We start from the raw sequence: 14,667 nt of genomic DNA, 5'->3' as shown, positions 1-14,667 counted from the left end.
GGCAGGTTCTTCCACAATGAAGAGGTGATCGGCTATGACAACTCCCAACCTACCCCAATCCACCCATGACGCGCCCCTGCACCTGAGAACGCTGGGCAACTCGGGACTGTTTGTATCGGAACTGTGCCTGGGCACCATGACCTTCGGCGGCGGGGACGACATGTGGGGGCTGATCGGCCAGTTGCAGCAGGAACAGGCCGATGAGCTGGTGAAGACTGCCCTGGAGGCGGGCATCAACTTTATCGATACCGCCAACGTGTACGGTGGTGGCGCCAGTGAGCGCATCGTTGGCCAGTCCCTGAAGAATCTGGACGTCCGCCGCGAAGATGTCGTACTGGCCACCAAGGTGCTCGGCCCGATGGGCGAAGGCCCCAACGCCCGCGGCGCCTCCCGTGGCCACATCATGAGCGAGTGCAAGGCCAGCCTGCAGCGACTGCAAACCGATTACATCGACCTGTACCAGATCCACGGCTTCGACCCGGCCACGCCGATGGAAGAAACCCTGGAAGCGCTGAATACCCTGGTGCAGCACGGCCATGTCCGTTACGTCGGCCTGTCGAACTGGGCCGCCTGGCAAGTGATGAAAGCCGTTGGCATTACCCGGGCCCGCCGCCTGTGCCCGATTCTGTCATTGCAGGCCTACTACACCCTCGTGGGCCGGGATCTGGAGCGGGAAGTGATCCCCATGCTGGAGTCGGAGAACATCGGCCTGATGGTGTGGAGCCCGTTGGCGGGGGGCTACCTGTCCGGCAAGTACGAAGGGCCGGACGTCTCCGAGGAAAACCGGCGCGCCAAATTTGATTTTCCGCCCGTCAACCGGGAGCGTGGCAGCGCGGTCATCGCCACGATGCGGGAGATCGCCGCCGGCAAGCAGGTCGACGGCCAGCCCGTCAGCGTGGCTCAAACCGCGCTTGCCTGGCTGCTGCACCAGAACGCGGTGACCAGCGTCATTGTGGGCGCCAAGCGGGGCGACCAGTTGCGGGACAATATCCTGGCAGCACAAATCCGGTTCTCAGCCGACGAACTGGCGGCCCTGGACGAGGTCAGCCGCCTGCCGGCGGAGTATCCGGGCTGGATGCTGGAGCGACAGGGGGAGTATCGGGCGCATAGGCAGGGGTGATGATTTGAGTTCACTCTTTGTCAGGAATCTGATATCCATTTAGAGTCTTATCAATCAGGGCAGATTGAGCTTCGAGGATTCTATGATGCAACAAGACACGAGGTCTGAGTTCAACGCGCGGCTGCTTCAGCCGAAGGGATCGGGTAGTGGCAGCGCGTGGGCTTTCGTCATCCTGCCCCATGAAGCAAGCGCAAAGCTTCCGAGACGTGGTCGGGTCACTGTAATGGCATCGATTAATGAGCACGGTTTCCAGGCCTTGCTCGAGCCGGATGGCCAGAAAAGTCACTGGCTTCGGATTGATGAAGATCTGCTTGAAGCTTCACACGCACGAATAGGGGACGAGGCCCACTTCGAAATTGCAGCCGTGGAGCAGGAACCTGAGCCGGAAGTACCTGCTGACCTGGCGCAAGCTCTGGAAGCTGCCCCTGAATCCCTGGCTACGTGGAATTCAACAACGCCAATCGCACGCCTCGATTGGATTCATTGGATTACGTCGGCCAAACAGGCAAAAACCCGCGTGAAGCGCATCAACGATGCATGTGACATGCTTGCCTCTGGCAAGAAGAGGGTTTGCTGCTTTGATCCATCGGGGTTCTACAGCAAGGCATTCAGTGCGCCGCAGATTGAGGAATAGACACGTCCAGTTACTCGATACCTGGCATGGCGATGTATCCCGGCAGTGCCTTGATACGGTCGATCCACGCCCGGATCGCTGGGTAGGGTTCAAGCAACACGCCCCCTTCCCAGCCAACGGCGATGTAGGGGAACACGGCGCAGTCGGCAATGGTCGGACGGCCCAGAGCCAGCCAGGCATGCTGGTTCAGGTGCTGCTCGATCAGGGGCAGAACCCGTGCGCTGACCTCCAGTGCGTGCGCCTTGTCCAGAGGATATTCGAACTTGTCCACCAGCCGGGCGACGTTTGGGCCGTTGTGGATTTCGTTGGCAGCGGTGGACAGCCACTGCATGATCTCGCCCTGGTGGGCGGCCGCATCTGGCCACCACTGATGGCCGCCATACTGGCGTGCCAGGTACACCAGGATCGCCTGGGAATCCCGCAGCACCAGGTTCCCGTCGGTCAGTACCGGCACCTGGCCCCAGGGGTTCAGGTCAATGAACGGTGAGCGCTTGTGGGCGCCGCCGGGCAGATCCACCGGTTCCCGTTCCAGCTCAATGCCCGCCAAAGCGGCAAACAGACGAACTTTGTAGCAGTTACCGGAGAGTTCCAGGTCGTACAGTGTCATGGTCGGTTCCTCCTCAGGATGTGGGTGTGTGGCTTGATATGTCGTCGTGGGGCGCCGGTTCAGGCAGCAGCTGGTTAAACTCCAGCACGTTTCTGTCCGGGTCGCGGATGAACAGGGTGATCCGACGCGGGCCAAGGCGATGGATGCCTTCGGTGATGGGAATGCCCGCCTGATCAAGCCAGTCCTTCAGGGCGTAGAGGTCGTCCACCACAAAAGCCGGGTGGGTGACGCCGGGCAGCTTGATCGGCTCGTCCAGAAGGACATTCCTGCCGTGGGGCAATCGCGTGGCATTGAAAATCAGGTTGATACGTACGCCATCGGTCGTTTCCATTTCATTGGCCTCGTACTGGCCGAAACGACGCACCTCCTGGAACCCGAGTTGCTCATAAAAAGCGACCGCCTCCTGACGATCGCTCACCCGGATACCGACATGGTCATATTGATGAATGCGCTGAGGTTGTTTCATGGCTGACTCCGTATGGGTGACGTTGTGTTGCCAGTAAACGCCTCTACACGGATTCAATAAATGCCGCGGACCTGTTAGGTTTATTCAGGTTTTTGCACAAATCCCCTGTGAGCGGCTGCGGAAGGTATCTGACAATGGACAAACTCAAGGCAATGAGCACCTTTGTCGCCATTGTCGACGAGGGCAGTCTGTCCGCCGCCGCCAACAGACTGGACCGGTCCCCGGCCGCTGTGGTGCGGACCCTTGCCACACTGGAAAAGCACCTTGGCGTTCGCCTGCTGAACCGCAGCACCCGTCGCATTGCGTTAACGGACGAAGGCCGTGATTACCTGCTGCACAGCCGGCAAATACTTGCGGATATCGAGGCGATGGAGGTCCGGCTCGACAGCTGCCGTGCCAACCCGGCCGGCAAGCTGAGGATCACCGCCCCGGAAACGTTCGGACGCCTGCACCTGGCGCCGTTGCTGAACCAGTGGCTCAAGCAGAATCCTGGCATGAGCGCTGAACTGACCCTGGACGATCATATTGTGGATATGATCGAGCAGGGGTTTGATCTGGCGTTGCGTATCGGCCATCTCGCCGATTCTTCTCTGGTGGCTCGGGTGGTCGGTAGCACTCCATACGTAATCTGTGCGAGTCCGGCATTGATCGGGCAGATGGGAACGCCCACCCACCCCAGGCAGTTGTCAGACTGGCCGACTGTGTGCTTCGACCCCTCGGGAGAGGTATGGCAGTTTCAGGTAGATGGGGAGCCCTGGGAGCAGCGCGTCCATCCCGTTGTCAGTGTCAACAGGATCGAGGCAGGGCTTGACGCCGCCCGGGACGGCCTCGGCCTCTGCCGGGTGCTGGGTTACCAGGCGCAGAAAGACGTTGAATATGGCACGTTGGTACCGGTCCTGGCCGACTACATCATGTCGGAACTGCCTGTGCAGTTTGTTTTTCCCCACAGCCGCCTGCTATCACCGAGGGTAAGGCACTTTCTGGAATCGGTGGTGGAACCGTTGCAGCAACGCATTAAGGCCATACCATAATCCGGTGGAGTGGAATAAAGGAGGGTTTGCTGCTTTGATCCATCGGGGTTCTGCAGCAAGGCATTCAGTGCACCGCAGATTGAGGAATAGAAAAGTCGAGCAGCCTAACCTTTGAAACTGGGCAATCCGTTGCGGGCGCGCCATTCCGCAACAATCTCTACGATACGCTCAGGCGTTGAATCCTCAGGATTCTCAGGGTAGAAAATCAGGTCAGATCCATCTGGGTGCTGTGATAAATCCTCGAACTGGTCGACGAGTTCATCGTGGGTATCCCGACGCCCCTTCACATCAAAGATTTTCTCCAAAAGACTGAGGAATTCCTCTCGAGTCATGTCTTCAATTCGGATGCTGCCCATATTGGATTTATGCCCTGAAACAGGCTTTGCCCTGTTCTCGATACCACTTTTTTAGTTCGTCGATCACACCCTCGGGTGAATCATCGCGATTGCCAGGCGGGTAGAAAATCAAATCACTTTTCTCGGGGTGCTCGATGATCTCATTGAATCGTTGCACGAACTCATATTCCTCAGCTTCCGTCATATCGCCGTCCCAGAATTCCTTGAGGATTTCCAGAAACTCGTTCTCCGAGTATTCGATTAAATGCCCCTTATCCAGCTTCATATGGGCTTCCCATGTATTAGCTCAATAAGCCGGGCAATCCGTTCCGGGCGCGCCATTCTTTGACGGTTTCAAGGATTCGCTTTGGCGTTGCGTCAGCCGGATTCTCTGGGTAATAGATCAAATCAGACCCCGACGGGTGTTCCGTAATCTGGATAAAGTGCTCCAGTAACTGATCCTGATACTCCTCCGACCCATTGGCCTCAACTATGTCGACCAATAGCTCAAGAAACTCCGATTCCGTGTAATCACTGAACTGGTTTTTAACCTGGTGGCGACTGACGCCGCTGGGAAGCAAACTGGCCAACTCTTTTTCAGGGCACTGATCCCTTTGGCCTTCAATCATCAACGCTTCGTGGAGCGCAAGCGAATGCGGGCTAATAATTTTAGTCACGTCCATGTTCTCGCAAAGGTTTGTTAATCGGCAGTTCCATGCCTAAAGGTGCCCCCAATTTACTGAATTTTCTGCCCTGGTCCAAGTCCCGGCCAGGACGCCCCGGAACCAGCCCCTCACCTCATCGCAGGGGGTTCTCCGGACAATCGCACTTCGTGATTACGTTGTGATATTACAGAATATTACCCATCGGCATGGCACGCCTTTAATTTTCCCACTATTTTGTTGGTTGGTTTGAACACAAAAGCGTAATAATTCAGCGGTCACGTTTCTGTAGTCAGTGTGACCGCTATCCAATTGCTGCATTCAGGGAGATGGACCTTTGAGCAACCTAACAGGGAAGTGTTTGTGCGAAACGGTGAGCTATGAAATTGAAGGGCGACTCGGCCCTATTTTCAATTGTCATTGCTCCAAGTGCCGGCGGTGGCACGGTGCTGCTTTCCGCACTCGCGCCTCGATTCGTAGTGATCAGTTTCGGTGGCTGTCGGGAGAGCACAATCTCACACCGTATGCATCTTCCGAGAACGTCACCAAGTACTTTTGCAAGACGTGTGGTTCACCTTTAATCAGTACCTATAAGGATCGTCCGGAAGTTGTCGGCATCCCACTTGGTGGGCTGGAAGGTGACATCGATGGTGAGCCCGAGGCCCATATTTTTACGGGTTCAAAGGCAAACTGGCATCAAATCACAGACATGCTGCCACAGTTCGACAACTGGCCAGACAGTGAGTCCCGAGTCAGAGAGACAAAGGCATAACCATGCCAGTCACGGCTACGGCATTGGCCCCATTAACACTGGCGTCACACGGCGACAGCCATGCCTTATGAGTTCGGTAAAATTAAGGGCACTTCAACAAAAAGATAGAGCAGCTGTTGTGTCGATGCTGGGAGATTCCAGGGTGATGAGGTTTCTGGGACCTCGTCGCCCGCTTACAGAAGACGAAGCGAATTCCTGGTTCAGAAATGCGCTCGACAATCCTTCCCGGTTTGTTATCGCGGAGGCTGATACCGATGAATTCATTGGGTTCTGCGGCATCAAAGAAATAAACGATGTGCTCGATTTTGGTTACTTCATCAGATCGGAGTTCTGGGGAAAAGGCATTGCCGCCAAGGCCTGTCAGTTAGCCGTTGAAAAGCTGGCCACAGAGGTGGATTTAGAGGCGGCCCAGGTTTTCATCGCCGAGGATAACGTAGCCAGCCAGAAAGTAACCGAAAAATTGGGTTGGCAAGTAAAACAGGTTGGTTACAAGGATGGAGAGCATGGCCGATACTACCGAATCACTCTGTAACCGGGAGCAATTTATCAGTCCTCAGCCATTGTGATCCCTGTCAGGGCATTCAACATTCGGAGAAATTCATGTCAGAAATCGCCAACACCCCCAAACCACCCTATTACGCCGTCATTTTCAGCAGCCATCGCACGGACGGTGACAACGGCTACGCCGAAATGGCCGAACGAATGGCGGAGTTAGCTGCCGAGCAGCCAGGCTTTTTGGGCATGGAGTCCGCCAGGGAGAATCTGGGCATTACGGTTTCCTACTGGGAAAGCCTTGAGGCCATCCGCAACTGGAAGAAGAACGCCGAGCATCAGGAGGCCCAGCGGATTGGTCGTCAGCAATGGTATTCCAGCTTTCGGGTCCGGATAGCCAAGGTCGAGCGTGAATACGGTTAAGAGCGAATGATGTTGTGTCGATTTCACATGTTCCGGTTCGACTAGATAGGGAGTCGCGAGAACAAGCGCAGTCACTCAACAAACTTTAGGAGAACAACAATGTCTCGAATGATTTTTGTGAACCTGCCGGTAACGAACCTGGAAGCATCGATGGCTTTCTACAAATCGATCGGCTTCGAGAACAACCCTCATTTTACAGACGATACTGCTGCGTGCATGGTGTGGAGCGAGGCAATTAACGTCATGCTGCTTACACACGACAAGTGGCGCACCTTCACAAATCGCCCCATCCCACCCTCAACGTCTAGCGAGGTGATGCTTGCGATATCCTGCGACAGTCGCGAGACGGTCGATGCCATGAACGAGGCGGCGGCTGCGAACGGCGGCACAGCGGACATCAATCCCGTTCAGGAGCTTGGTTTTATGTATAACCGTAACCTCGCGGATCCCGACGGCCACGTTTGGGAAACAATGTGGATGGACCCGGCAGCAATGCCTCCGAACGAATCAACAGCCTGAAGGAAGGTGTGAGACACCCTCTCAGGAAAAGGCCTGATACCCCTGAGCGCCTCAAGGTCGCTCCATGTGCCAGGATAATGCCCAGGAATCGGATGACTGCTTGTCAGCAAGCCGCCGCCATGCTTCACTTTCCGGACGCGTACCCCAACCGGAGACTAGTTTATGTCCAACCCTGTCACTGTCAGTTCCTTACGGCCACAAAGTGCCCGTCAGTTGTGGCTGTTGCTGCTCAGTGTTTTGTTTCTGGGCGGGTGTTCCTCGGTGTACTACAAAACCATGGAAAAATTCGGGTATGAAAAGCGTGACATCCTGGTGGACCGGGTGGAAGACGCGCGGGACAGCCAGAATGACGCCCAGGAAACCTTCCGCTCATCTCTGGAGCGCTTCCAGAGCGTCGTGGATACGCCGGATACCGAACTCAAGGATCGGTATACTGAGATCAGCGATGCCTACGAAGACAGCAAGTCGAGTGCGGAGGACGTCCGCGATCGCATCGACAAGGTGGAGGAGGTTGCAGAAGATCTGTTCGATGAATGGGAAGATGAACTGGATCTCTACGAAAGCGCCTCTCTGCGACGCAACAGCGAACAGCAGCTTGATGAGACCCGGGCGCAGTACAGTCAACTGATCACCCGTATGCACAAGGCTGAAGATCGCATGGAGCCAGTATTGCAGGCCTTCCAGGATCAGGTGCTGTATCTCAAGCATAACCTGAACGCCCAGGCGATTGGTTCCCTGGAGAACGAGCTGGTGAGTATCCGTCAGGACGTGGATGAATTGATTCGCAATATGGAACAATCCATCGACGAGTCCGAAGCCTTTATCCGGCGCTTCCGCGAAGGCGGGTAACGCCTGCCGCGACATCGCGGCACCCGCGAGCGGCACCACCCTGTTGCGCGCCGCCGAGGCTTGCAAAGACAAGGGAGTCGAAGCTATGGAGCGCCAAAACGCCGACCCTGCACTCGAGCTGGCATTGAGACAGTTTGATGAGGCGCTAGCGGACTTCGCCCGCGCCCGTCTGGCCGATCCCAGGGCCTCCAGCCTTGGGCTGCTGGAGCGCGCCCGAATGCTGATGACGCTGCCGGGCGGCTTTGACGCCCTGTACCGGCGGGTCCGCCCGCTGGAATCCGCTGGCATCTTCGGCGCCAGCGACTGGGCGCAGCCGGCCATCCTGCAGCCGGCACTGGCCAAGCACTCCCTGCGCGAGGCCGGGCCCGTTACGACCATCGTAGAGGCCATCAGCGAGCTACGGATGCTCGCTGTCACCCTGGGTGATTACTTCCATCCCGGCATTTCTGCGGAACAGGCTCGCCATTTCCTGACCCAGGTTATGGCGTTGAACCTGGATCTGCTGTCTGGCCAACTCACGGAAGCTGATCGGGAGCGCCCGAAACAGCTCGGGCTGATTGTCCAGGAACTCTACCGATATCTGATTTCCCATCTTGGCTATGAGAGCCTGCTGGACAGCCTGGTGGAGGAAGTCTGGCGGTTGCTGGACCAGGGACCAGTGCAGGTTGACAGCATCTGCGAGATGATCGATCAGATCGCCAAGTGCCTTTATGACCCCAAGATAAAAACCACCGGCAACGACGCCGCAACCCGCCTGGTCAACGCCCTGTTTGCACCCACACCAGCCAGCGCCGAAGACCCGGGCCTGCAGATCTATGAGCAACGGCTATCGGAGATGGACGACGCAGAACTGTCTTCCGAAGCCACGTGCTTTGCCCGCAGCATGCACGACACCGGTCTGGCCTCCCCTTACCACGCGGTTATGCTGAGGTTCCTCCGCGACAGTGACCAGGACGATCTGATACCCGACACACTGGGGCTGACCATGACCGGCCTGGACGATCTTTACTGCTACACCGAACTGGTCCATGCCCTGATTGACGAGGCCATATACCCGGAAACCTGCCAGGCCGTTTATGGCCTTACCATGATGCTGGAGCGTGGTTCTCTGTTCACGCCCTCCGTGGCCCAGGCCCTGTGGCGGCAAATCAAACTCCACCTGTCAGTGGAGACCGCACACACCCTGCAAGAGGTCTTTGGCATTGCCCGGCCGCCCCGGGTATTCCTGCTGGCCGGTGTCATCAATCTTTTGGGGCAACCGTTGGGTGTGGGCCAGGGCAACAACCCCACCTGCCAGTCCGCAATCGGTCTGTCGATGTGGGCGTCCAACGAGGCCGATTACCTGCTTCAGGTACTGGCCTGGGCGGCCCGGGACAACGAAGTGCTGAGCCGCTTCGAGGGCCAGAACGTCTCTTCCAGAGATCTGGAGCCCGGGCTGGTCGACGGAACGCCGGTCGATGTGGACCCGGTCTCGCTGATCCTTATCCCCCACCTGGATCGCATCTACGGCGAAATGTGGCGCCGTTGTGAAAACCGGGATGACGATGCCCACCGCTGGATCAACCCGGAATTCTATGGCTGGTGGGTCAGCCAGGGGTTCCGTGTGGTGGCCGATATCCACACTGGCGAGGTGCGCGACTACGAGGGCTTCATCCGGCACTTCTATGCCAGCTACCACCCTTTCTACAACGGGAACATGCCAGTGATCCACGCCCAGCCGGCCGGCATTGCCGTCACGGACAGCGCTGCCCGCTACGTAGGCCGCCACGCCATCAACATCCTGAGGGTCGGGCTCAGCCCTCAGGACCAGATGCGGGTCTACTTCTTCAACCCCAACAACGACAGCGGCCAGGACTGGGGCCAGGGAATTACCTGCTCCACCCAGGGCCACGGCGAATTTCGCGGCGAAGCCTCCCTGCCCATCGCCGAGTTTACCTCTCGCCTGTACGCATTCCATTACGACACCCTGGAACTGGGTGACCTGTCGGCAGTACCAGATGCCGAAGTCACCCGTATTATGGAGCTTGGCTACACCAGCTGGGCGGCCTCGCCTGAGAATTCACCACGCTGAGGGCACCGGCATCGCGCCTTCAGGCGCGCCGCACCATCTGCCGGTACCAGCGGTGGCCCAGCCAGGCGGAGGCGGTGATGTAGGGAATGGCGGCCAGCACCCACATGATCAGTCCCGCCAGTTGCTGGTCCACCAGATCGCGGGCCTCGCCGTAGAGGGGGTCGCGGGCAAAGGTCAGCAGCGCGCCGAGAAACCCCGTGTGCATCAGAGTGAACAGCAGTGCAAAGAGCGCCCAGGGCGCGCGGCGCAAACTGGCGTTGAGCACGGACCACCAGAAGAGGCCGGCGGTGAGTAGAAAGCCAGCGTGTTCAATGATGTGCCACCAGGGATCGTCCACCGCCAGCATGTAGAAATAAGGCAAGTGCCAAAACCAGATGACCAGCCCGTGCAGGTAGGCACAGATTACCGGATGGGCGCCCAGACGCAGCAAGAAGTACCCTGACCTGGTGGCAATGCGGCCACTGGCGGCGGCCAATTGCGGCAGGGGCCGACACAGCACCCACAGGGGCGCGATCACCACCATCAGCAACATATGCTGCACCATATGTGCTGCCGTGCTGGTTTCTGCCCAGTGATCCAGCGGCCCCAGCAAGGCCAACACGACCAGCCCCGTCGTGGCATGAAAACACAGCACCCTGGGCCAGGAGGCAGGGGCGCGCCGCCCGCCCCAGAGATAACACAGCCAAAAAACACCCAGCACCAGTGCACTGGACCAGGCGGCCCACTGCTCGGCGCCGCTGATGGTTAGCGGGTTGTGGGCGGCAGCGGAGGGACTCAAAAGCGCCAGCCCCAGTCCGGACCAGAGGGCCAAATGCACGGTAGGAAGACCAGCACTGGCAGCCTCACCGCAAACGTGGTCAGGGCCAAGACCAGATGCACCCCGGCACCGACGAGTCATGACAACGGCCCCCAGCCCAGGGGCAACAGCACAAAGGCCGCCAGACTCAGCCAGAAAATGCCCAGGGTGTAGAGCCAGAAGGGCCAGACCACCATGGGCTCGTAGGGGTGGGCGGCGTTCACATAACCGAAGCGCACCCGCAGCGCCTGCAGCGCGGTAATCAGGGTGCCCAGGCCGCTGTGAAACAGCAGGTAGAACAGCATCACCAGCAGCATGGCGTCGTGGGAGGTTTCGGTTGCCGCCAGCGGCGCGGTCAGCAGCACCCAGACCAGCAACAGCCAATGGGCCAGCCCCAGCGCCGCCGTCTGCCAGAGGCCAGCGGCCAGGTGCCGGTCGTCGCGCCGTCGCAGGTGCCGTATCAGGCGGCCGTAGCGCAATACGGCGAGGCTCAGCAACACTCCGCAGGCGAATAGCGGCCAAAAGGCCAGAGGACTCTGCTTGGGCAGTGACCAGTGCTCAGCCACGATCCAGAGGTAGAACCAACCAAAAAGCAGCGATATATAGAGCGTGCCGTTGGCCATCAGTGTTACCACCATACCCCAGAGGCCGGGGCCGTCAAAGGTGCGCGAGTGCCAGCGCAGGTCCTGTGGCTCGTGGTTGTCCGGTGGCGCGGCTGTGGGGTGGGCGCCGTTCTCCCAGCTCCAACGCAGCAGAAAGAAGGCCGCCAGCGCAGAGCCCGCCAGCGCCAGCGGGTAGAGACGCAACAGCAGGCTGATGCATACCAGCGCCAGCGCAAGCGATGCCTGTAGCGGCCGCCAGGAGTTGGACGGCACCAAAATAATTTCCCGCAGTTTGCCGGTGATGGCGTCGGTGCCATAGATCTCGCGCTTGCCGTGGCGGGTATCGGTGAGGCCGAACTCCCCCCGGGCGATCCGCTCGGGTAGTTGCGGTTGCTCCCACAGGGGATGGCGACTGGTCACCGGCGCCAGGCTGAGGAAATTGTAGTTGTCCGGCGGTGTGGCGGTGGCCCACTCCAGGGTGTCGGCCTGCCAGGGGTTTTTCGGGGCGCGCCGACCCACAAAAAAGTGCAGGGTCACATCCAGGATGATGGCCGCGATCCCCGCGGCCATGACAAAGCTGCCGATGGAGGAGAGCAGGTTCAGCCAGTCCCAGCCCAACCCGGCCTCGTAGGTGTAGATGCGCCGCGGCATGCCCAGCAGGCCGGTCAGGTGCATCAGCAAAAAGGTGACGTTGAAACCGATAAAAGTCAGCCAGAAACCCCAGCGCCCGAGGCTCTCGGACGCCATCCGCCCGGACAGGTGCGGCAGCCAGTAATAGAGCCCCGCCATCAGCGGGAAGAACATGCCACCCACAAGTACATAATGCATGTGCGCCACCACAAAGTGGGTGTCGTGCACCTGCCAGTTGAAGGGCACCAGCGCCAGCATCACCCCGGTGAGCCCGCCGCAGACAAACACCACCAGAAAACCCAGCAGCCAAAGCATGGGCAGGCGGTAGACCACCCGCCCGGTCCAGAGTGTGGCCAGCCAGGCAAACACCTGCACCGCGGTGGGCACCGCCACCAGCATGCTGGACACCGAGAAAAACGCCAACGCCAGTTGGGGAATACCGACGGTGAACATGTGGTGCACCCAGAGGCCGAAGCTGATAAAGCCGGTGGTTATAATCGACAGTACGATCCAGCGATAGCCCACCAATGGGCGCTGGGCAAACACCGGCAGCAAGGTGGAGACAATCCCCGCCGCCGGCAGGAAAATGATATACACCTCCGGGTGGCCAAATAGCCAGAACAAATGCTGCCAGAGCAGCGGGTCACCGCCGCCGGCCACGGCGAAAAAGGGCATGCCGGCCGCGCGTTCCAGCTCCAGCAGGATGCTGGCGAGAATCAGCGGCGGAAAACCGAACACGATCATCAGCGCCATGGCCAGTATGTACCAGGCGAAGATCGGCATCTGAAACAGCGCCATGCCCGGTGCGCGGGTGCGCAGGATCGACACCGTCAGCTCGATGCCCGCCGCCATGGCGGAAATCTCTACAAAGGTAATGCCCAGCAGCCAGAAATCCGAGCCCGACCCCGGTGAAAACTCGGCACTGCTCAGCGGCGTGTACATAAACCAGCCGGCGTCCGGCGCCACACCCAGCAACAGGCTGGAGAGAATGATCAGCCCGCCAAACAGGTAGCAGTAATAGCCCAGAGCGGTCATGCGCGGGAACACCAGATCCCGGGTGCCGATCATTTTTGGCGTCAGGTAGATGGCCACCCCCTCCAGCACCGGGATAGCGAACAGGAACATCATCACCGTGCCGTGCATGGTGAATAGTTGGTTGTACAGCTCCGGGGCGATGATCTGTTGTTCCGGCAGGGCCAGCTGCGTACGCAGCAACATTGCCAAAAGTCCACCCACCAAAAAGAAAAACAACCCGGTAAGCATAAAACGCAGCCCCACCGTGGTGTGGTTGACCGTCGTCAGCGCTCCCCAGCCGGGCCGGTTGGCCCAGATGGCCGCCATGGACTGCTGCAAGTTGCCCTGCGGCTCGTCACTCATTGGTTTGTGTCTCCCCCAGCCAGCGGGCAAAGTCGCCGGGCGGCAGTGCCGTCACCACAAATTGCATGTGTGCATGGCCGGTACCGCAGAATTCGACGCACTGGCCACGGTACTCACCCGGCTCGTCGGCGTATAAACGCAGCGTGTTGGTGTGTCCCGGTATCAGGTCCGTCTTGCCGCCCAGGCGCGGCACCCAAAAGGAATGCACCACATCCTCGCTGGTCAATTGGATATCCACAGGTGTCCCGGCGGGAATATACACCCGGTTGCGCAACTCGATATCGGTGCCCGGATAACGCACCTGCCACCACCACTGGTGACCTGTCACTTCAATCTGCACTGCCTTGCCCCCGGGTGGCGGCAGCGGCAGCATCCGGTGGCCCAGGGGAATGCCAAAGGCCAGTATCACCGCAATACTACCCAGCGGCAGCGCCAAACCGCCCCCGAACAGGCACCAGCGCCCTACTTTTTGCTGCTGGCGCTCGCTCCAGTCCTGGGGCGGCCTGCGCAGGGCGTATAACCACAGCCCAACAACAGCGGCCAGCACCAAGGTGAAAAAAATGGCCATACCCCACCATAACCAAACGGCGTAAGTGGCCGAGGGGCCGGCGGGATCCAGGGTAGAAAAGGGCCCGCTGCAGCCGGCTATCAGCGGCGCCAAGGTGATAACTGCGCCCCAGCCTGCTAGGCTTTGGGGAAAGGACGCATTGCTGCCAAAGGATGCCTGACATCCAATTTTTGGAGGCAGTGCATGAGACCGGACGTTCGCGCGCGACTGATACCGACCGACAAAGCCCAGCCGATATTCAGCCGGATGGCGATACTCGGCCATCCGCTGCACCCCATGCTGATTCATTTTCCGGTGGCGGCACTGGTGAGCGTGATCGCCACAGACCTGGCTTATGTGTTCACCGCAGACGACTTTTGGGCCCGGGCCGGACTCTGGCTTACCGGGGTGGGTGCTCTGGGTGGCTGGGTTTCCGGCACCGCCGGGCTGGTGGATCTGGTGAGCGTGCCGCGCATCCGCCGCCTGATCACCGCCTGGTGTCACGCTATTTTTGCCGTGATGCTGTTGTCGCTGGCCACCCTCAACTGGCTGCTGCGTGTGGGGGAACCCGCCGCCCGGATATGGCCCTGGGGACTGTACCTTTCCCTTTTTTGCGGCGCGCTGATTACCATAACCGGTGTGCTCGGCGGGCGTCTGGTGTACGAGTTTGCGGTGGGTGTAGACACCGACCATGAAGCGAAAAAATCCCGGCCGTCGCGCGAAGATTAACCCGT

The 14,667-nt window shown here is 59.2% G+C and carries 18 protein-coding genes; 10 read left to right on the top strand and 8 right to left on the bottom strand.

Translation table 11 applies throughout. The features are described 5' to 3' along the window. Nucleotides 1-34 precede the first annotated feature (34 nt). Together ACJO3M_RS15070 and ACJO3M_RS15065 are read left to right on the top strand one after the other, a co-directional pair. Nucleotides 35-1,120, top strand: coding sequence for an aldo/keto reductase (locus tag ACJO3M_RS15070; protein ID WP_407002210.1), 1,086 nt, complete (start codon nucleotides 35-37; stop codon nucleotides 1,118-1,120). An 82-nt stretch (nucleotides 1,121-1,202) separates the two neighbouring features. Then, complete coding sequence (locus ACJO3M_RS15065) at nucleotides 1,203-1,754, top strand: YdeI/OmpD-associated family protein (protein WP_407002209.1); 552 nt, start codon at nucleotides 1,203-1,205, stop codon at nucleotides 1,752-1,754. 10 nt (nucleotides 1,755-1,764) lie between these two features. Here the strand turns inward: ACJO3M_RS15065 and ACJO3M_RS15060 are convergent, their stop codons facing one another. Further along, complete coding sequence (locus tag ACJO3M_RS15060; RefSeq protein WP_407002208.1) at nucleotides 1,765-2,361, bottom strand: glutathione S-transferase family protein; 597 nt, start codon at nucleotides 2,359-2,361, stop codon at nucleotides 1,765-1,767. 13 nt (nucleotides 2,362-2,374) lie between these two features. Further along, a complete protein-coding gene (locus ACJO3M_RS15055) occupies nucleotides 2,375-2,827 on the bottom strand; it encodes a VOC family protein (protein WP_407002207.1) in 453 nt (150 codons plus the stop codon). Nucleotides 2,828-2,961: 134 nt separating this feature from the next. Between ACJO3M_RS15055 and ACJO3M_RS15050 the strand changes: the two genes are divergently transcribed. Continuing rightward, nucleotides 2,962-3,858 (top strand): LysR family transcriptional regulator, encoded by an 897-nt coding sequence (locus ACJO3M_RS15050; RefSeq protein WP_407002206.1) that lies wholly within the window; start codon nucleotides 2,962-2,964, stop codon nucleotides 3,856-3,858. Between the two features lie 104 nt (nucleotides 3,859-3,962). Here the strand turns inward: ACJO3M_RS15050 and ACJO3M_RS15045 are convergent, their stop codons facing one another. From ACJO3M_RS15045 to ACJO3M_RS15035, 3 genes are read right to left on the bottom strand one after another with little or no spacing between them, the layout of a single operon-like run. Then, nucleotides 3,963-4,214: a bacteriocin immunity protein gene (locus tag ACJO3M_RS15045; RefSeq protein ID WP_407002205.1), complete on the bottom strand. Its 252-nt coding sequence runs from the start codon at nucleotides 4,212-4,214 to the stop codon at nucleotides 3,963-3,965. Nucleotides 4,215-4,221: 7 nt separating this feature from the next. After that, nucleotides 4,222-4,479, bottom strand: coding sequence for a bacteriocin immunity protein (locus ACJO3M_RS15040; protein WP_407002204.1), 258 nt, complete (start codon nucleotides 4,477-4,479; stop codon nucleotides 4,222-4,224). A gap of 16 nt (nucleotides 4,480-4,495) precedes the next feature. Next, nucleotides 4,496-4,870, bottom strand: a complete 375-nt coding sequence (locus tag ACJO3M_RS15035) for a bacteriocin immunity protein (RefSeq protein ID WP_407002203.1) — start codon at nucleotides 4,868-4,870, stop codon at nucleotides 4,496-4,498. Between the two features lie 358 nt (nucleotides 4,871-5,228). Here ACJO3M_RS15035 and ACJO3M_RS15030 point away from each other — a divergent pair, with 358 nt between their 5' ends. From ACJO3M_RS15030 to ACJO3M_RS15005, 6 genes are all read left to right on the top strand, one after another. Then, complete coding sequence (locus tag ACJO3M_RS15030; protein WP_407002223.1) at nucleotides 5,229-5,627, top strand: GFA family protein; 399 nt, start codon at nucleotides 5,229-5,231, stop codon at nucleotides 5,625-5,627. A gap of 67 nt (nucleotides 5,628-5,694) precedes the next feature. Further along, complete coding sequence (locus tag ACJO3M_RS15025; protein WP_407002202.1) at nucleotides 5,695-6,159, top strand: GNAT family N-acetyltransferase; 465 nt, start codon at nucleotides 5,695-5,697, stop codon at nucleotides 6,157-6,159. Nucleotides 6,160-6,227: 68 nt separating this feature from the next. After that, on the top strand, nucleotides 6,228-6,542 hold the full coding sequence (locus ACJO3M_RS15020) for an antibiotic biosynthesis monooxygenase family protein (protein ID WP_407002201.1): 315 nt from the start codon (nucleotides 6,228-6,230) through the stop codon (nucleotides 6,540-6,542). Between the two features lie 99 nt (nucleotides 6,543-6,641). After that, nucleotides 6,642-7,061 carry a VOC family protein gene (locus tag ACJO3M_RS15015; protein ID WP_407002200.1) on the top strand — a complete coding sequence of 140 codons (420 nt, stop codon included), beginning with the start codon at nucleotides 6,642-6,644 and terminating at the stop codon, nucleotides 7,059-7,061. A gap of 162 nt (nucleotides 7,062-7,223) precedes the next feature. Then, nucleotides 7,224-7,910 (top strand): DUF2959 domain-containing protein, encoded by a 687-nt coding sequence (locus tag ACJO3M_RS15010; protein WP_407002199.1) that lies wholly within the window; start codon nucleotides 7,224-7,226, stop codon nucleotides 7,908-7,910. Nucleotides 7,911-7,995: 85 nt separating this feature from the next. Next, nucleotides 7,996-9,981 carry a hypothetical protein gene (locus tag ACJO3M_RS15005; RefSeq protein ID WP_407002198.1) on the top strand — a complete coding sequence of 662 codons (1,986 nt, stop codon included), beginning with the start codon at nucleotides 7,996-7,998 and terminating at the stop codon, nucleotides 9,979-9,981. Between the two features lie 19 nt (nucleotides 9,982-10,000). Here the strand turns inward: ACJO3M_RS15005 and ACJO3M_RS15000 are convergent, their stop codons facing one another. The 3 genes from ACJO3M_RS15000 to coxB form a co-directional block, all read right to left on the bottom strand. Beyond that, on the bottom strand, nucleotides 10,001-10,798 hold the full coding sequence (locus ACJO3M_RS15000) for a cytochrome c oxidase assembly protein (protein WP_407002197.1): 798 nt from the start codon (nucleotides 10,796-10,798) through the stop codon (nucleotides 10,001-10,003). A gap of 77 nt (nucleotides 10,799-10,875) precedes the next feature. Beyond that, entirely contained in the window at nucleotides 10,876-13,386 is a 2,511-nt protein-coding gene (gene ctaD, locus ACJO3M_RS14995; RefSeq protein ID WP_407002196.1) for a cytochrome c oxidase subunit I, read from the bottom strand. Next, a complete protein-coding gene (gene coxB, locus ACJO3M_RS14990) occupies nucleotides 13,379-13,954 on the bottom strand; it encodes a cytochrome c oxidase subunit II (protein WP_407002195.1) in 576 nt (191 codons plus the stop codon). Before coxB ends, ctaD begins: the two co-directional genes overlap by 8 nt. Before the next feature lie 183 nt (nucleotides 13,955-14,137). On the opposite strand from coxB, the gene ACJO3M_RS14985 reads away from it, so the two are divergent. After that, complete coding sequence (locus ACJO3M_RS14985; RefSeq protein ID WP_407002194.1) at nucleotides 14,138-14,662, top strand: DUF2231 domain-containing protein; 525 nt, start codon at nucleotides 14,138-14,140, stop codon at nucleotides 14,660-14,662. Nucleotides 14,663-14,667: the final 5 nt, after the last annotated feature.

The sequence above is a fragment of the Marinobacter alkalisoli genome, from assembly GCF_045449795.1.
Classification (GTDB): Bacteria; Pseudomonadota; Gammaproteobacteria; order Pseudomonadales; family Oleiphilaceae; genus Marinobacter.
Note: the sequence above shows the minus strand (reverse complement) of the source record. Positions and strands in the feature narration are given on the sequence as shown.